Annotated in this window: 18 protein-coding genes and 1 pseudogene; 12 read left to right on the forward strand and 7 right to left on the reverse strand. The window is 46.3% G+C overall.

The window, feature by feature from the left end; all coding sequences use genetic code 11:
• Positions 1-75: 75 nt before the first annotated feature.
• From HP567_RS07185 to HP567_RS07195, 3 genes are all read right to left on the reverse strand, one after another.
• Entirely contained in the window at positions 76-276 is a 201-nt protein-coding gene (locus tag HP567_RS07185) for a cold-shock protein (RefSeq protein WP_007721941.1), read from the reverse strand.
• Positions 277-489: 213 nt separating this feature from the next.
• The gene (rluF, locus tag HP567_RS07190; RefSeq protein ID WP_173611236.1) at positions 490-1176 is read right to left on the reverse strand and encodes a 23S rRNA pseudouridine(2604) synthase RluF; all 687 of its coding nucleotides are present in this window, start codon (positions 1174-1176) and stop codon (positions 490-492) included.
• Positions 1177-1191: 15 nt separating this feature from the next.
• Entirely contained in the window at positions 1192-1842 is a 651-nt protein-coding gene (locus HP567_RS07195; RefSeq protein ID WP_173611237.1) for an MOSC domain-containing protein, read from the reverse strand.
• Between the two features lie 145 nt (positions 1843-1987).
• On the opposite strand from HP567_RS07195, the gene HP567_RS07200 reads away from it, so the two are divergent.
• From HP567_RS07200 to HP567_RS07245, 10 genes are all read left to right on the forward strand, one after another.
• Positions 1988-3436 carry a nicotinate phosphoribosyltransferase gene (locus HP567_RS07200; RefSeq protein ID WP_173611238.1) on the forward strand — a complete coding sequence of 483 codons (1449 nt, stop codon included), beginning with the start codon at positions 1988-1990 and terminating at the stop codon, positions 3434-3436.
• Between the two features lie 197 nt (positions 3437-3633).
• A complete protein-coding gene (locus tag HP567_RS07205) occupies positions 3634-4893 on the forward strand; it encodes a Glu/Leu/Phe/Val family dehydrogenase (protein WP_173611239.1) in 1260 nt (419 codons plus the stop codon).
• Between the two features lie 142 nt (positions 4894-5035).
• Entirely contained in the window at positions 5036-5956 is a 921-nt protein-coding gene (gene metA, locus HP567_RS07210) for a homoserine O-acetyltransferase MetA (protein WP_106785588.1), read from the forward strand.
• A gap of 132 nt (positions 5957-6088) precedes the next feature.
• The gene (locus HP567_RS07215; RefSeq protein WP_229087956.1) at positions 6089-7279 is read left to right on the forward strand and encodes an ROK family transcriptional regulator; all 1191 of its coding nucleotides are present in this window, start codon (positions 6089-6091) and stop codon (positions 7277-7279) included.
• Positions 7280-7372: 93 nt separating this feature from the next.
• The gene (locus HP567_RS07220) at positions 7373-8485 is read left to right on the forward strand and encodes an Ig-like domain-containing protein (protein ID WP_173611240.1); all 1113 of its coding nucleotides are present in this window, start codon (positions 7373-7375) and stop codon (positions 8483-8485) included.
• 111 nt (positions 8486-8596) lie between these two features.
• Positions 8597-9493 (forward strand): LysR family transcriptional regulator, encoded by an 897-nt coding sequence (locus HP567_RS07225; RefSeq protein WP_173611241.1) that lies wholly within the window; start codon positions 8597-8599, stop codon positions 9491-9493.
• Between the two features lie 114 nt (positions 9494-9607).
• Positions 9608-9997 carry a CidA/LrgA family protein gene (locus tag HP567_RS07230; protein ID WP_173611242.1) on the forward strand — a complete coding sequence of 130 codons (390 nt, stop codon included), beginning with the start codon at positions 9608-9610 and terminating at the stop codon, positions 9995-9997.
• Positions 9975-10673 (forward strand): LrgB family protein, encoded by a 699-nt coding sequence (locus HP567_RS07235; protein ID WP_173611243.1) that lies wholly within the window; start codon positions 9975-9977, stop codon positions 10671-10673. The genes HP567_RS07230 and HP567_RS07235 overlap by 23 nt, the downstream gene beginning before the upstream one ends.
• Before the next feature lie 96 nt (positions 10674-10769).
• Positions 10770-11195, forward strand: a complete 426-nt coding sequence (locus tag HP567_RS07240) for a GNAT family acetyltransferase (RefSeq protein ID WP_173611244.1) — start codon at positions 10770-10772, stop codon at positions 11193-11195.
• A 98-nt stretch (positions 11196-11293) separates the two neighbouring features.
• Positions 11294-12205: a DMT family transporter gene (locus tag HP567_RS07245; RefSeq protein WP_173611245.1), complete on the forward strand. Its 912-nt coding sequence runs from the start codon at positions 11294-11296 to the stop codon at positions 12203-12205.
• A gap of 171 nt (positions 12206-12376) precedes the next feature.
• On the opposite strand, the gene HP567_RS07250 is transcribed toward HP567_RS07245, so the two are convergent.
• From HP567_RS07250 to HP567_RS30105, 3 genes and pseudogenes are all read right to left on the reverse strand, one after another.
• A complete protein-coding gene (locus HP567_RS07250) occupies positions 12377-12766 on the reverse strand; it encodes a hypothetical protein (protein WP_106785582.1) in 390 nt (129 codons plus the stop codon).
• A gap of 160 nt (positions 12767-12926) precedes the next feature.
• Positions 12927-13970 carry a hypothetical protein gene (locus HP567_RS07255; protein WP_173611246.1) on the reverse strand — a complete coding sequence of 348 codons (1044 nt, stop codon included), beginning with the start codon at positions 13968-13970 and terminating at the stop codon, positions 12927-12929.
• Between the two features lie 216 nt (positions 13971-14186).
• A pseudogene (locus HP567_RS30105) lies at positions 14187-14548 on the reverse strand (IS4 family transposase); the annotation flags it as partial.
• A 450-nt stretch (positions 14549-14998) separates the two neighbouring features.
• Between HP567_RS30105 and HP567_RS29960 the strand changes: the two are divergent.
• Together HP567_RS29960 and HP567_RS07265 are read left to right on the forward strand one after the other, a co-directional pair.
• Positions 14999-15271, forward strand: a complete 273-nt coding sequence (locus tag HP567_RS29960) for a GNAT family N-acetyltransferase (RefSeq protein ID WP_330873239.1) — start codon at positions 14999-15001, stop codon at positions 15269-15271.
• Positions 15272-15953: 682 nt separating this feature from the next.
• Positions 15954-16784: a protein-glutamine gamma-glutamyltransferase gene (locus HP567_RS07265; RefSeq protein WP_173611247.1), complete on the forward strand. Its 831-nt coding sequence runs from the start codon at positions 15954-15956 to the stop codon at positions 16782-16784.
• Between the two features lie 56 nt (positions 16785-16840).
• Here HP567_RS07265 and solA read toward each other — a convergent pair whose 3' ends face one another.
• Positions 16841-17980, reverse strand: coding sequence for an N-methyl-L-tryptophan oxidase (gene solA / locus HP567_RS07270; protein ID WP_173611248.1), 1140 nt, complete (start codon positions 17978-17980; stop codon positions 16841-16843).
• Between the last annotated feature and the right edge of the window lie 13 nt (positions 17981-17993).

Here is a 17993-nt window from a genome sequence, read left to right on the forward strand (position 1 = left end):
GGGTTTTTTATTTGTGTCTCAGACAACAAAAAAACAGACACCCTTACAGGAGTCTGTTTTTTGTGTTTGGTTAAATTAAACTTTTTGAACGTTAGTAGCTTGTGGTCCGCGTTGGCCTTGTTCTACGTCAAAAGTAACTTTTTGACCTTCGTCCAGGGATTTGAAACCGTCGCCTTGGATAGCGGAGAAGTGAACGAATACGTCTTCTTTACCTTCGCGCTCAATAAAACCAAAACCTTTTTCTGCGTTAAACCATTTTACTGTACCTTGTTCCATTGTTATTGCCTCCTAGTGTGTAACACACATATATTACTATCCTTGCTCTCAGGATCATCTAGACGAAATTTGCTATCTACGCTATCCGTTGCTTCGAACAAAAATAATTCTCTATTAGCATAACAGGATATTGAAAGGATAGCAAATTATTCGCGTATATTTATGAAAGAAAATATAGATGAGCCACTATACTAACTCCAACCCGTCCTGATTTCATAAGCTTTTATTCAGATCAGTCAATTCCTTGGCCGTCAGATTGCGCCATTGCCCCAATTTCAAATTCCCCAGGGCAATGTTCATGATGCGTACCCGCTCAAGCTTTCTTACCTGATAACCAAAAGCCTGGCACATCCGTCTGATTTGTCGATTCAGTCCTTGTGTCAGCACAATATTGAAGACGCGGTCGCTGACTTTGGTTACTTTGCAAGGCTTTGTAGTCGTTCCGAGAATACGTACGCCGTTTGCCATTGCGTGCAAGAAATTCGCTGTGATGGGCTTGTCTACGGTGACGATGTACTCTTTGTCATGATTGTTCTCGGCACGCAAAATTTTGTTTACGATATCCCCGTCATTGGTTAACAGGATGAGGCCTTGCGAATCCTTATCCAGACGCCCGATAGGAAAAATCCTCTCCGGGTGATTCACGAAATCGATGATATTGCCTTTGACGTGCAGTTCAGTGGTACACGTAATTCCAACAGGCTTGTTCAGGGCGATGTAGACATCTTTCTTTTTGACACCGAGCGGTTGCCCATCGATGCGCACGTCATCTCCTGACGCAACCGTACTTCCCAGTTCCGCGAGTTGGCCATTGATCGTCACGCGCTTGGCCTCGATTAATTTATCGGCTTCTCTTCGCGAGCAAATGCCGGTTTCACTGATGAACTTATTAATTCGCATGAGACGTTCCTTTCGCTATTGCTGCTGCTTTTCCAGTTTTTCAAGTAGTTTATTCCGCCAAGGAAGGGCCAATTCCTCCACCTCAAGCATACGCTGTATCGTCTCTTGGGAAGGTGACTTGTCGTGGAAGTATAAGTGATGGATGGAAGCCACACTGACTTGCTTCGGATGAGCAGAGATTAGGGTAATCTCTGAATCTGGCTTGATCGTCCCTTCCTGCAAGACGCGGAAGAAATAGCCCGTATAGCCCATTTCCACCACCGCTTTGAGCAACTGGTTATTGTTGTTGCGCTTGTTGATCGTCGCGCAAGGAAATCTGCCCTGGGTCACTTGCAGGATGGTATCACCGAATTGGTACACATCCCCGATACAGACCTGCTCCTCTGTCATGCCAGCGAGCGTGAGATTTTCTCCGAATGCCGCAATGGTCAGAGGCTGGCCGAATAACTTCTCCCAATGGGCATAATGTTCAAAAGGATACGCACAGACGACGCGGTCTGGCCCACCGTGGTACTCTGGATTCGCGATATCGTCGTCAGCAATTTTCTCGGAACGGACAACGAGCTCGTCTGCTTCTTCCTTCCAAATTCCGGAGAGATATTCCTTGCCGTTGTACATATTACTTTTAGGTAATCCTTTACTAATTGTAACGATTTTTCTGCTCAACTAATGCTCACTCCCAGCCTGTACGATTGCTTCTCTTTTTATCCCCATACTATACCACATTCCCTAATATCCTCCACAGCGGATGGGCACCAGCGGACGCTTCTGGTATGATGATAGAAAGGAATACACAGGAGGCCTCAGTGACATGCAATCATTTGGTGTGGCACTACACACAGATAAATATCAAATCAACATGATGTACGCCCATTGGGTAAACGGAACACACAATCAGAAGGTCGTTTTCGAAGCATTTTTCCGCAAGCTGCCTTTTGGAAACGGGTACGCTGTATCTGCCGGATTGGAACGAATTGTTTCCTATATTAAAAATTTGCGATTTGAAGAAAGCGATCTCAAATATTTGAGTGAGCAGGAGGAGAACTACGATCCGAAGTTTTTGGAAGAGCTGCGTCAGCTTCGTTTTAACGGCTCGCTCTACTCCGTGAAGGAGGGAACCGTGGTTTTCCCGAATGAGCCGTTGATTCGCGTAGAGGGGCGTGTCATGGAGGCACAGCTGGTTGAGACGGCCCTGTTGAACTACATGAACTACCAGACGCTGATTGCGACCAAAGCCTCGCGGATTAAAAACGTGGCGGGCAATGATGTTCTTATGGAGTTCGGAACAAGAAGGGCGCAGGAGGCAGATGCCGCGCTGTGGGGGACGCGGGCAGCGTACTTGGCTGGCTTCGACGCGACCTCGAACATGCTTGCAGGGAAAATGTTTGGCATTCCGACAAAAGGGACGCACGCTCACTCATGGGTACAGAGCTTTGAGAGTGAGGAAGAAGCATTTGAGCGCTTCGCAGCAGCTCTACCAGGACAGGTAACCTTGCTGGTCGACACTTACGATACGCTCAAAAGCGGCGTTCCGAATGCAATTAAGGTCGGAAAACGCCTGGAGAAACAAGGCAAAAAGCTGACGGCGGTGCGCCTTGACAGTGGCGACTTGACGTATTTGTCCTGCAAGACGCGTGAAATGCTTGATAAGGCGGGCATGACCGATGTGCAAATTGTCGCTTCCAACGATCTCGATGAGCACACGATTATGAATCTGAAGGTACAAGGAGCACGCGTCAATAGCTGGGGAGTAGGAACGCAGCTCATCACGGCAGCGGATCAGCCGACACTCGGAGGCGTATACAAGCTGGTGGCGCGCGAAGGCGCTGACGGAAAATATCAGCCGACCATCAAAATCTCCGGGAATCCGGAAAAAGTCACAACGCCGGGCATCAAAGATATGTACCGATTGATTGATCCGGAAACAGGGAAAGCGATTGCTGACTACATGTGCTTCCCACATGAAACAACGGTCGATGATGGAGCCCCTCTCCATTTGTTCCATCCGAGCCATACGTATTTGAGCAAGAATTTGGAGAACTACCAGGCAGAGTCGCTGCTCATTCCGATATTTATGGATGGGGAACTGGTTTATGAACTGCCGACCCTCCAAGAGATTCGCAACTACCATCGTGAGCAACTCAAGCTGTTCTGGCCTGAATACTTGCGCATGCTGAATCCGGAGCATTACCGCCTGCACATCAGCGAAGAGATGTGGGAGACGAAAACAAAACTGATGAAGGCGTATTTGAAAAAATAGGGAAAAACGTCTGATGTGTCGTGAGGATGCATCGGGCGTTTTTTATTTGTTTGCCAAAAATAACACAATAATGTGAAAACAAAGAAAATAAATTGTCTGAATTTACTTTCATCGTATATAATTACTCCATTCATCCTTTAGCTCTGCGCCAAGGTGATGTAGAAAATGCATGCGAAAAGTATTGGGGAGGAAGAGAGATGCTAAATACTGTAGAGAAAGAAAACCTGAATCCATACGAAATTGTGCAAAAACAGATTGATGCTGCAGCGGCATTGTTGGGTTTGCGTAGCGATGCTGTAGAAATTTTAAAGCGACCCAAACGCGTATTGGCCGTCAGCTTTCCTGTCAAGATGGACGATGGCAGCGTGCGTGTCTTTGAAGGCTACCGATCACAGCATAATGATGCGGTAGGACCGACCAAAGGCGGGATTCGCTTTCATCTTGATGTGACGATGGATGAAGTCAAGGCGCTCTCCATGTGGATGTCATTCAAATGTGGCGTGGTTGGTCTTCCTTATGGCGGCGGAAAAGGCGGTGTCATATGTGATCCTCACGAGTTCAGCAAAAATGAGCTGGAGCGAGTCAGCCGCGGCTTCATGGAAGCTATCGCTGATATTGTCGGACCTGAGACAGACATACCTGCACCTGATGTGTATACGACCCCACAAATCATGGGCTGGATGATGGATACGTACAGTCGATTAAAAGGCAGCTATTCTCCGGGAGTGATCACGGGAAAACCGCTCTCGGTCGGCGGCTCCAAGGGAAGAAACGAAGCGACTGCCCGTGGATGTGTCTTTACAATATTGGAGGCGTTAAAAGATTCTGGGCGCAAGCCGGAACAAACAACAGTCGCGATTCAAGGCTTTGGCAATGCGGGAAGAATAGCAGCGAGGCTTTTAACAGAGCTGGGCTTCAAAATCGTGGCGGTCAGTGACTCACGCGGAGGAGTTTATGATGCTGCCGGCTTGGACATTGAAAAGGTAGGCCAGTTAAAGGACAACACCACTATATTGGAGTATGCAGGTGGTACGGTCATCTCCAATGAACAGCTGTTGGAGCTCGAAGTGGATATTCTGATCCCGGCCGCGTTGGAAAATGTCATCACAGCAGCGAATGCCCACAGCATTCAGGCCAAGTGGATTGCAGAAGCGGCTAACGGACCTACTACACCCGATGCAGATGCCATTTTGCGGGAAAAAGGGATTACCGTGATCCCGGATATTCTCGCCAATGCAGGTGGCGTAACCGTTTCTTATTTTGAATGGGTGCAAAACCTGATGAATTACTACTGGTCCGAGGTTGAGGTAAACGAAAAGCTGCAAACGACCATGATTAACGCTTATCGGGCCGTGAAAGAGCTCTCAGATCAATACAAGGTGGACTTGCGCACGGGAGCTTATATGATCTCGCTTTTGCGAATTACGGAGGCGATGGAAGCGCGCGGCTGGATTTAAGGGAAGAGACCTCTTGCAACTTGCTTGCAAGGGGATTTTTTCATTTTCCCCTGCGGGATTAGCAGGAAGGCAAGTATTTTTGTCGAATTTGTCGGATTATTGTTTTTCTACCTGTGTTCAAAGGATGGAAAGGGGGATCTTTATGCCAATCAAATTGCCCGACGAATTGCCTGCAACGGAAATACTCGCCCAAGAAAATATTTTTGTGATGAAGGATAGTCGTGCTTTCACGCAGGACATACGACCGCTCAGGATCGTCATTCTCAACCTCATGCCCGTGAAGGAAACAACGGAAACACAGTTGCTCCGTCTCCTGGGGAATACACCGCTACAGGTGGAAATCGTGCTATTGCACATGTCCAGTCATACATCCAAAAATACGTCGGAAGAACATTTATCGATGTTTTATAAAACGTTTGAGGAGATCCGTGACCAGCGATTTGATGGCATGATCATCACCGGAGCGCCAGTCGAACAGCTCGAGTTCACAGACGTCACGTATTGGCAGGAGCTAACAGAAATTCTCGATTGGAAAATGGAGAACGTCACGTCGACCCTGCATATTTGTTGGGGAGCACAAGCGGGTCTTTACCACCACTTTGGCGTTCCGAAGCATCCTTTGCCAGAAAAAATGTTCGGAATCTTCCCTCATACACTCAATAAGCAAAATGTGAAGCTGTTCCGCGGATTTGACAACTACTTCCACATCCCGCATTCCAGGCATACCGAAAATCGCAGGGAAGACATCGAGCAAGTGCCTGAACTGGAGATTTTGTCCGAGTCTGATGAAGCAGGGGTTTACATCGTAGCGACGAGGGATGGCAGACAAATTTTCGTGACAGGACATTCCGAGTACGATCCGACGACCCTGCAAGATGAGTACCAGCGGGATGTGAACAAAGGCTTGGATATAGCTGTTCCGCGTAATTACTATCCAAAGGACGATCCAAGCCGCGAGCCCATCGTCACTTGGCGCGCACATGCGAATTTGATGTTTTCCAACTGGTTAAACTATTATGTTTACCAAGAGACACCGTATGATTTGAACAACAACAAGCGATAGCAACGTAGCAGCCATCCGAGGTGATTCGGATGGTTTTTGTTTGGCCCGGTTGACGTAATAAATGGCGACAGGTAGTGTGAGAATAATCGCGCAGGAATACTACCGGGAATTCAAGCAAGATGGGAGTTTTGTATGATGAAAAAAATCATGAAACAAGATCAGGACGTCACCAAGCAGCATAACAAGCAAATGATCCTCGACATTATCAAAAAGCAGAGACCGATATCGCGTGCGGAAATCGCCAAAATTACGCGGATGAGTGCCACCTCGATTGGCAGATTTGTCAGCGAGCTGTGCGAAGAAGGACTGATTCGAGAGACAGAGCTTACCTCATCAGGTGTGGGCAGGAAGGCAATCATGCTCGACATCGAGCCGGGAGGCATTTATACAATTGGCGTGGATATGGCAAAAAAACGCATCAGCTTTGGGATCATGGACTTTAGCGAAGCGATTATTGCACAGCACCGGATGGATCATAAAACACAGGATTCTACACCGGAAGAAACGGCTGAACTGATTTGTAACGAGATCGAAGGGATGCTCAACCAGACCGGTATTCCGCTAGAAAAAGTGGTCGGGATCGGGATTGGAATGCCTGGGGTGATCAATTATGAGCGAGGGATTGTTCAGCTATCCACTACGCTGGACTGGAAGGACGTAGCGTTCGCCAGCCTGATTGAAAAAAGGCTGAAAATCAAAACCGTTATCGACAACGATTTGAAGGTGAAAATTCTCTCGGAGTACTTGTACGGATCTGCCAAAGGCTCGAACAAGACAGCCCTGATCGGCATTGGCACGGGTATCGGTTCTGCGTTGATTATCAATGGCGAAGTGTTTCGCGGGGGCTCCAATAGCGCAGGAGAGCTGGGGCATACGACGCTCGATCCGAATGGGAATCTGTGCGAATGCGGAAAACGAGGATGCCTGCAAACCTACATAGACGAAAATTCTTTGATCATAGAAGCGCGTCGGGTGAAGGATGTCAGTGATGTCCGACAGGTTTTCGCAGCGGCGAGAAACGAAGAGCGCTGGGCGAAGGAAATTGTCTCACGTACTGCGTTGTACCTCGGAATCACGATTAACAATATTGTGTGCATGTACAATCCAGATACCGTGATTGTAAGCGGTGATTTGGTAGAGAATTATCGCGAAATCATTGACTTGGTCGAGGAGCATAGCGATCAAGTGATCTGGGAGCCATTCAAGGGGAAATTCCGTGTCATCCCTTCTGAATTGAAGGGGGAGGCGATCGTGATGGGAGCAGGAGCATTGGCGATGCAACACTTTGCACCCTTGGCAGGGAGATGGGCAGAAGAATCATGACTTGCTTGGCCATTTTGTATTCAACAAGTACGGCTGTTTAGCCGATATAGGAAATGGTGGAAAAGTAGAGAGGAAAAGGAGAGGGATGTGAGTATGAAAAACTGGCAAAAAGGGATGCTCGCTACGGCTGTTACCGTTGGGCTAATCTTTTCCGGTGTCGGTCAAGTACCGGCGTTGGCAAATTCTTCGACGACAAGTACGCAGAAGAAGATTTCCAAGCTTGTGGTTGATACAAAGACAGTAAAGTTGAAAAAAGCGGGGACACAGCAGTTGAACGTCCGCGTTCAATACACAGATAAAACAACGGAAGACGTCACACAGCAAGCGGAGTGGACTTCCTCTGACAGTGACATCGCAAGCGTTGACAAGGGCTTGGTTACAGCAGTTAGTTCCGGGAAAACAAGAGTGAAAGCAAGCTTTGGGGGCAAAAGTGTGAATGTCCCTGTTGAGATCGATGTGATTTCCAAGCTCACAGCTGACCAGAAGAAACTGGCTCTCGGCGTGGGAGGCACGAAACAGGTAAACGCAACTGCGACCTTCTCTGACAAGTCTACTGCTGATGTAACGGCTCAGGCAGAGTGGGAAAGCAATGATACAGAGATCGTAACGGTAGCGAATGGATTGGTTACGGCAGTAGGCTCGGGCACAGCGAAGCTCAAAGTGAAGTACGGTGGAAAAAGCGTATCCATTCCAGTAGAGGTGGATGTCGTCTCCAAGCTGGACAGTGATAAGAAAAAGCTGTACCTGCGTCCAGACACTACCCAGTCGATTACGCTGCTGGCTACCCTGTCTACCAAAGAAAAAGTCGATGTAACAAGCAAAGCCAAGTGGACATCCGACGATGCAAAAGTCGCCACAGTTGAAAACGGAGTCGTGACAACTGTAGGCTCAGGCAAAACGAGAATCAAAGCAACTTACGGTGGTAAGACGATCTCGATCCCTGTAGAGTCTGCTGTCATCTCCAAATTGGAATTTGACATGAAAAAGGCCGATCTCAAAGTCGGCGAATCAAAAGACTTGAAGGTATCTGTTATCTATACCGACAAAACCAAGGTTGACGTCACAACCGATGCAGACTGGATCTCTACGAACAGCTCCGTTGTGACTGTAGCGGATGGCAAGATCACGGCTGTAAAAGCAGGTCGTGCAACGATTGCGGCGACGTATAATGGAAAAGTTGTAAAAATACAAGTAACCGTGAAGTAACTCACGCTGGAGGAAAAGCCAGGGCGCGACTGCGTACCTGGCTTTTTCGCATACTCTAGCCTGTGGTAATCTGTAGCTAACGCTTTTGATTGGACGAAGACGGAGGGCATCATGGATATTCGACAGCTGCAATACTTTGTGGAAGTAGTTAAACATAAAAACTTTACGAAGGCCGCGCAATCCCTCCACGTCTCCCAGCCTTCTATCAGCAAAATGATCAAGGCATTGGAAGAAGAGCTAGAGGTAGTTCTGCTGGATCGGACGGAGCGGAAAATGGATCTGACAGACGCTGGGGAAATGGTCTACAGCTATGCAACCAAAGTGTTGCAGCTTATGGAAGGCATGTCGTCGGCGATTGCAGAATTGCGAAATGTCGAGCGTGGTCGGGTCAAACTGGGTATGATGCCGACAGTGGGTTCTTTTCTCTTGCCGAATGTGATCGCCTTGTTTAAAAAGCAGTATCCAGGCATCGATATCGAGATGAAGGAATACAGCGCCAAGCTGCTTGAAATCCAAATGGAGCAAGGCAGCATCGATGTAGCATTAACCGTTCTTCCAACGGATCAGGAAAAATTTGTGGATGTTCCCTTGCTCGCAGAGGACCTCGTCGCGATCGTGCATCGGGAGCATTGGCTCGCGGGAGTCGATGAGGTGAGCTTGGAACAGCTCAAGGACGAGGCTTTCATTTTGTTTACTGAAGAGTACGCGATGCATGATGTGGTGCGCCAAGCGTGCAAGCTGTCCGGCTTTGAACCGAAAGTCGCTTACATGAGCTCTTTATGGGATTTTGTCGGAGAGATGGTGGCTACCCAGCTGGGGATCTCACTCATTCCACGATCCATCGTGAGACGCTTGAATAACGGACAATTGCACACTGTCAACATTTCGTACCCGGTGATTGACTGGCAGTATGCCTTGATTTATCGAAAAGAAGGGTATTTATCGCATGCGACTAAGGCTTTTATATCGTTTGTAGAGAAAATGTACAGTCATAACCAAATGGAATAGAAATGATGATTTTTATGTATTGTACGAATGGAATCGGGACGGCTTAGAATGAAGGTAACTCGTTCAAACAGTAACTTTTTGAACAACCTTTGTAGAGCAACTGGGGTGGTCTCGATGAAAAGATGGTTCTCCATCATCGCACAAGTTTTGCTTTTGTTCGGCTTCACCTGGCTTGGGAAATGGGTGAGCTTGTTTTTTCACCTTCCAGTTCCCGGCAGTCTGATCGGACTCGCGCTTTTGTTCATTTGTTTATATACCGGCTTGATTCGTCTACAATGGGTGGAAGCAGGAGCGACTCTGTTATTCTCGCAGATGATCCTGTTTTTCGTACCATCGCTGGTCGGGATGATGCAGTATCCATGGTTATTAGGTATAAAAGGATTGCTGGTGCTTGTGGTCGTCGTGAGCGGTTGTGCGCTTGTGATGATTTCGACAGGTGTTGTTGCTGAGCGCATGTTCAATCGTGGAGAGGTGAAACAGCATGATCCTGTGGAAAACATCTAGCGTGATTCTGACACTCTTTTTCTTCTATGGGGCCAAACGTTTCAATAAGAAAAGACCGTCTTTGCTGTTTTCTCCGGCTGTTTTGGCGCCGATTGGATTGATTCTGTTTTTGCTTTTCGCAGGCATTCCTTATCAGGTGTATAGTGAAGCAACCTCGCTCATTAGTGAGATGATGAGCGTAGTCACAGTGGCGTTTGCGATTCCGCTGTACCGAAATTGGTCGGTGTTAATGGCGCATCGCCGGATGATTTTGACGAGTCTCGCTACGGGTTCCCTGATTGCCATCATTGCAGGAGTATCTACGACGATGCTCGTCGGATTGGGAAAAGAAGCGGCGATTAGCGTCATTCCTCGCTCGATTACTCTGCCTATTGCGGTGAGCGTAACCGAGGCGATTGGCGGAATGCCTACGATGACAGCGGTATTTGGCATGCTGACCAGCTTCGCAGGCGTTTTTCTTGCTCCCAAGATCATCAAGAGAATGAGGCTCCGTCATCCTGTTTCCATTGGCTTGATGTACGGAATGGGTGCACATGCGTTGGGGATGGTAAAAGCGTTTGAGCGTGGGGAAACAGAAGGAAGCAGTGCGACTTTGGCTGTGATCGCCGGAGCGATGATTACAGTAGTGTGGGCGTTTGCCTTGCTGCCCGTGATTATGTCGTGGCTGGCTGTGTGAAGGAAGGGGCTGTTAGATAGCCCCTTTTTGTATTACAATAATCGTATAAAAATAGAATCAAGTGAATAAAAATACACAAGATAGTGGTGATCAAACATGAGAATTGAATCATTCTCTTTGCAACAATACGAGGACGTCATTCAGCTATGGCAACGAGCCGGATTACAGCTTTCTTGCTCGGATACACGTGAGGGATTGCGTAAAAAGCTGGAGCGAGACGCAGAGCTTTTCTTGGTGGCAATGAATGAGGAGGAAAGGATGATAGCAGCTGTAATGGGCAGCTATGACGGACGGCGAGGATGGGTGAATCATCTGGCAGTCGATCCGGATTTCCAAGGACAAGACATAGGGAGCAGGCTGATGGATGAGCTGGAAAAGCGGCTGGCGAATATCGGGTGTGAAAAGATTAACCTGTTGATCGAGCCGACCAATCATGGTGTACAAGCTTTTTACAATCAGCTTGGGTATGAGCGTGACGAACTAATTTTCATGGAGAAGTGGATTGCTTCTGGTAAAGGATAAAAATGGAAGTGTATCATGACCGCCCAAATGCTGGCGAAAGGTGTATGATAGAGGACAAATAAAAGCTTCATAACTCTTTCATCTTGGCAGGAGGCAACATGAGACCGCTATTTATCGTCCTATTACTCTGTACCAGCTTCCTTTGGGGAGGAAATTTTGTTGTCGGTAAATTTCTTGTCGGGCACGCGTCTTCCTTGACGTTGACCAATTTGCGCTGGCTCATTGCTGTTGTTTGTTTGTTGCCCGTTGTTTGGATACGCGAAAAGCGGATTTTTCCAACGCGAGAAGCACTCCTTCCTTTGATCGTGATGGGTGTAACCGGCGTAGCACTTTTTAATTTATTCATGTTCTGGGCCCTTGAGCGGACAGACGCGACCAATGTCGGGCTATTGTCCACGCTGAATCCAGTTTCAATTGCGATTTTTTCCTTTTTGCTGATGGGCGATAAAATTCGACCGTTGCAGATTGTCGCGATGCTGATTTCGTTTACAGGCGTGCTTGTGGTGATGACCAAAGGAGACTTCGCACACTTGTCCCAGTTGCATTTCAACACGGGCGATTTGTGGATGCTCGCCGCTGTCGCCATGTGGGGGATTTACTCCGTATGCGCGCGGTGGGCGATGAAGACCGTCTCGCCGATGATGTCCACGCTGTACTCGGGGATTTTCGGTGTTGCGCTGATGCTGCCCTTTAATGTCACTACATTTACGATAAGCAACACAGACTGGACGTTCTGGCTGTCGCTGTTCTACGTTGGTGTAATGGCGACTGTCGTCAGCATGGTATTGTGGAATATCGGTGTACAAAAGGTTGGCGCAACCTCAGCAGGTATGTTCCTCAATTTCAATCCTGTTTTTACGGCCATCCTCGCATTTCTTTTGCTCGGGGAGCGTATGACCATCATCCAAGTGCTCGGCAGTGTAATCGTCATTGTCGGCTGCTATATGTTCTCACGCTTAAAGCATGTCACGACTCCGACAGCACATTCAGTCAAACAAGCACAAGGCTAAAACGGAAATCCCTCGTCTGCTCAAACAGGCGGGGGATTTTTTGGTAAATAGGCATTTATAAAAAATAAATTTACCAGAGTGCAAATTAGGCACTCTGCAAATTGCCAAACCCCGCCAAAAGCTCTATCAGAGTCGAGGCGGGGTTTAACGGTATAACGTGCTTTTTAACTTCTATGGTTCCTCATTTGCAAACATCTCCAACGTAGCTATAAGAATGTCTTTCTTTTCAATATAGTAGTCTGCATATGGAGAAGTTATTAGATTCATACCTTCAATCATTGTACAAAAATCCAAAACAGGTATAGGGCGTCCGATTCCTAGGGCAGCACCTACTGTCGATAGTAATGCCAGTAAACGAACCGGGTTCCATTCCCATTCCAAGAGTTGAAGAAGTTGGATGGCACTAGAAGCTCTTTTCGTTTGCTCGAGCGTATATACTTCGGGGAATCGCCCATCCGTCTTGTAGGCATGAAAAAACTCGTTGTAGTAAGCTTCTGCTGCGAAATCGATATCTCGGTACATTTCTCCAAAATCCGTGTAAGGTTGACTTTCATTCTTCATTACTACCCATACCAACCTTTCTTATAGGATGAAGTCATTGTATCAGAAAAAATTGATAGTAATAGAGTAAAAACAAACCTCAACCCTCACAATTATGTGAGCGGAGAGGTTTCAGTTTTTACGAAATGAGAATATTCACTCGGGAGAGTAAGTAGACATCCTAATCAAATGGGTCGTATGGAAAAAAGTGATGACCCCTTAATTTATTATTTAAATTTCCCTCTTCTGTCAAATGGTAATGGGGGAGATTGGCAAGTTGTCCTAGACCGTAATGCGGACCTTCATCATAAAACGAATACCCATCTTGATCAACTACTTGTTCTGCACGACTTTTTCTAACACTAAATGTGTCTTTTCCATTGCGAGCGCGTAATTGCGCAGTACCTAACGAAATGGGATTTTGTACTTCAACTCCACCATAACCATCAAAAGCTAATCTAGCTGTAAAATGTTTAACTCTATTTCTTCTGATTTCATATTTCGCCTCAGAAGTAAGTTCAACTGCTCCAGTAACTCTAGAAACGGCATCTCTCAACGAAACACTTTCAAGAAAATTTTTAATATCATTTAAATTGTCAACATAATTGTCGAAGTGTGGACTAAGAATAAGAGCACCGCCAATTAGCGCAATAAAGTCCCCTACCGGCACTGGACCATCAATAGCAGCAATAGCTCCTAATGTTGCTAATCTTGCAACTAACTGGCTTTCAGTCCATCTAACCCCATATTGCTTTAAAAGATTAAGGGCCATAGCGTTAGTACTTCTTACTGTGAATGACATAGATTCATCTTCCTCAGGGAAGTAACCATTTTGTTCATAAAAATCATAGTTTTCCGAATAAAATTCTTGTGCTGATTCATCTATTCTCGCTAATTCATTTTGAAGTGTTTCAAAATCATCTAAATCCATTTCGCTTTTTGATTGGTTGGTATACTTATCAAGTATCTCATTTACTTCTTGGAGAGGGAATTCATCGTCTTTAGATAGTAATTCCTCTAATTCACTAACAGTCCTTTCTAAATACGGATCTTGCTCGTAATCTGATTCTGTTAAGGTATCAATGAACTCCCTAACGGTGTCTTTAGTAATTACCTGATCCGTATCAACGTTAGAATTGTCGATTCCAGAAGCGAGCGAATAAGCTGGGGTTAAGAAAAGTAATACCATAACTAGAAAAGAACTAATGATACTTTTACGTTTCATAATTATTTGCATACATTTAAAAATGTATGCTTGCCTCCTTTTTATCCAAAATATGTAAATATATGTTAATAATATAATATTAAAGTTTTAATGTAAAATGGTTTTTTAAGCCAAATGTCATAAAACCTACGCTAAAGAGATTTTACAGGTGAATTCTACGAAAAAGTGATTTATAACTCAACTTTCGCAGCACGAAATAGACAGGTAGGCCTTGATTTAATTAGGAAATCCTGACATCCATTGTTGTAGTTGTACTTTGATTAAATTTGTGATTTTTTTTGTTGGCTTTCTTGACTGTATATTCTATGAAGTCGAGCAGTGTCTGCAAAGCAATCACCAATTCCAATTGGCTAACTTCATCACTAATTCGAAAATAGTCCGTCTAACGTCCTCGTATCATTGCTAGAGCGGTGTTCCTAAGAGAGTACAATATAGCGTACAAATACAATGGTTGTATGGCTAATTAATAGATCGAAGGACCGACCTTGAAATTCCTTCTGAAGACGCATTAAAGACTTTACCGTTTTAAAGAATACTTCAATACCCCAACGCATCCCGTAGGTTTTTTTGATTTTTTGGTATTCTGTCAAGAGAACTATTTCTATTGAGGTTACACCGTGCTTGCGTTGCTTTCACATCGTCTAATCAGGTGCAAAAGTTGAGTTATAAGTTGTGGTAGGGAAGAAGCACTGTGGACTGAAAAATTAAGTGTTAGACCGGAAAATAAAGTATTAGACTGTCGTGGGCATCACTAAGCTAACGGGTTTAACGATGAAATAGCTGTCGCACCTGCTAAGCAATGATTGTACAGCTTTATCGTGGACTTTACCCTTGTCTTGCAACTAGTGGGACAGCGAATCGGATAATTGGTGAAGGAGAGACCTCTTAGGAATAAAAGCTAAGATGATGAACAGCTTGAAGAAGATACTGTTGAGGATGATTCCAACTATATCGGCAATCCCCATCAAATCATTTATGTAGCGCTCGTAAATTAATCAAGTTGTGGGTCGGATTGTTTTGAAAAGAAATTGGAACAAATATGCCTATGTCAAGATATTAAAGTTGATAAGCAATATAGAGGATACCATGTCGGTAAAAAACTAATCGATCAGGCTAAACGCTGGATGAAGGATGGCGGTATGACGGGAATCATGCTGGAGAAACAAAATAATAATGTCCGCGCATGTAAATTCAACGAAAGTTGTGGTTTTGTCATCGGAGGTTTCGATTCCTACGTCTACACAGGTCTAGATAAAGATAGTGATGAGATAGCAATTTATTGGTATCTCATGCTTGATTAATAAGTGATTGATCCTCAACATATGTCTTAAGAAGCCGAAATAATGGCAGCTTCTTTAAGACATTCCCCAAGGTTAGGAATACATATAGATCGTCATGATCAACAGCACTTTTCAACTATCGGAGAACGTTAGCGCAAAATAAGCAGCCGCAGTCTAAGACTTTATTTTCCAAGTCTTAGTCAGCGGCTTTTTAAATTTGGGTACAAGTCTAAATCTTATTCTGTGAGACTGAAGATTTTTCGTGAAAGAACTCCCGCCATATCAAGGATTCCAGTCTATTACTCTATTTTCAATGAGCACAACGTGCAAGTTTTAGAAGGTACCGATCAACGCACAAGGCTAGTAAGAAGAAAAAGCACAGGACTCGCAGACCTTGACAACGCCTGCCCAGTCGGAACTACAAAAAGGAGACCACGCTTGTCGAACACTGCTCCCTTGAGAAACTTCCGCCCGTAGGGTGGCTTTGGCTCGACGGTCCCCTTTTTGTAGTGGAGACGTCCAGTGAATCCCCCCTGCTGGCGTGTCAGAGTCGAAGAGAACTGTGCTTTTTCTTCTTCACCACTATGTTGACTCAATCCAAAAGAAGCTTCCATGCTTCTCTGATGGCTATTCTTAGTCGATCACGTGGACATAGGCTTTCGCATACAAATAAGAAGGACAGTGTGTGAAGGGGAGGTTGTATATGATCGTCATAGCGGGGAGACCAGCTAATCCCGCCTCGTTGGCAGCGGAATGGGGATTAAATCCGGTACAGCGTGAAACAGTAGCGATTATGGCACGTAGTGATGAAACATTTGAATATCCAACTCCTGAGCTCCTGCAATTTGAACTGAACATGCGCGATCATCTGGTGAGGTCTGCCTTGGCACTGCACGAAAGCGGCCTGGCCTTTTCTACTTTTGAAGAATCTCGTGCCAATCCAGTTTACTGGATACGAACAGACCAGGGCGGATTCCGCTTGCGACCCGGAGTACTGCCATCCAACGGGATTATCAATATTTTTCTTGAGGGCCAAAAATACGCCACGGAATGCGCTACAGCGATGGTCATTATTATTTATCATGCAGTCCTACAGTCCATTCGTTTACCGGATTTTGAGAGAATGTTTTCGGACATCTTGCTGTATGACTGGCGGTACGATCAGGATCTGGACTTGCAAACAATCAGGACAAATACCTTCTTGCCTGGTGATGTAATTTATTTTGCGAATCCTGATTACGATCGCGCGACACCGCAGTGGCAAGGGGAAAATGCAGTTGTGCTCGGCAATGGCTTGTATTACGGGCATGGTGCGGGGATCAAACGAGCGAATGAGATGGTAGCGTTTTTGAATGAACAACGAAGAGAAGGCGCAATGAGGTCAGCCTATCTGGTCAATCAGGCGACTCGGCCTGGTTTCGCCTACTTGTTTCCCTACGACAACGGTCGTTCTACCATGCGAGCTTTCGGCCATCCCATACAAGCAAGCAGTCGAATTACAGCGCAGATCGGTTCTTTGTCTTGGGAGTGGTAAAACGAACAAAAGCCTCCTGCCAGAAATGCGGCGAGAGGCTTTTTGAACAATCTCTATTAGGGGCAGGAGAATCGCTTCCAAGAAAACATAGACAGGTCAAGGGAAGAGGCTCCCTCTACCAGCAGTTGGCTGGTCGCTTCCCCGATCGCACTGGCGAATTTAAAACCGTGCCCGGAAAAGCCCGCTGCAAATACAAGCTGTGGATGTTGAGGATGACGGTCAATGACGAAATGCTCATCCGGTGTCATCGTGTAGATGCATACCTTGCCTTGGCGCAATGGTCCGGCTGCTCCAGGCATATACGTTTCCAAAAAAGAGCGAACACAGCCTTCGTCCGACAAATAGGTGCCAAAGGTACGTTCCAGTTTATCGGGATCGATGGCGTGTCCTCCGTCATGGCGTCCGATTTTTACACCAGCGCCATCAAAACTGGGAAATCCGTAGAACATGGAGTCATCAAGGCGAAAGATGAAAGCGGGAAAGCCATCCGCACTGTACTGGCCCTCATCTGCACCAAACCAGGCGACCGTTTTGCGTGTAGGCTTAAGCGGGATGGACAAGCCCAATGAGTCCAGGAGCGAACCATTCCAAGCACCGGCGGATAGCAGGACTTTATCGCCGTGGTAGCTGGCAGATTCCGTATGCACGATGAACCCATTTTCTGCTGGTTCCAACTGCGTGACTGGCGTGTTCGTCAACAGTGTAGCTCCTGAAGCGAGGGCGAGATCTCGATAGGCACGAATGCCGTTTTCACAATAAAGCACACCTGAAGCAGGCTCCAAGCAACCGTAGTAATCAGCAGGCAGATTGATTCCTGGCCAGCGTTGCATGACCTCAGTGGCACTGAGTACTTCCAGGGGAAGGGAGTACTGCTCGGCGCTCTCCCGAATTTCATTCAGGAAAGTACAATTCAAGGGTCCAGCGTTCAAAACACCCGTTTTGGCGAAGATCGGTATACCAGATGCTTGTTCGAGTTCTGACCACAACTGTTGTGCCCGCAATGCGAGCGGGACGTACTGTTTTCCTTCTCCGTACGCATGGCGAATGATACGGGTATCCCCATGATGGCTGCCCATTGTGTGTGGGGGATCAAAGGCATCGATCATGAGTGTACGCACGCCCTGTTTCGCCAGATAGTAGCCAGCCGCCATTCCCATCGATCCTGCTCCCACAATAATGACGTCGTAGTTTTGCATGAACAGTCCTCCA

The sequence above is a fragment of the Brevibacillus sp. M2.1A genome (genome assembly GCF_013284355.2).
In the GTDB taxonomy this organism is placed as follows: domain Bacteria; phylum Bacillota; class Bacilli; order Brevibacillales; family Brevibacillaceae; genus Brevibacillus.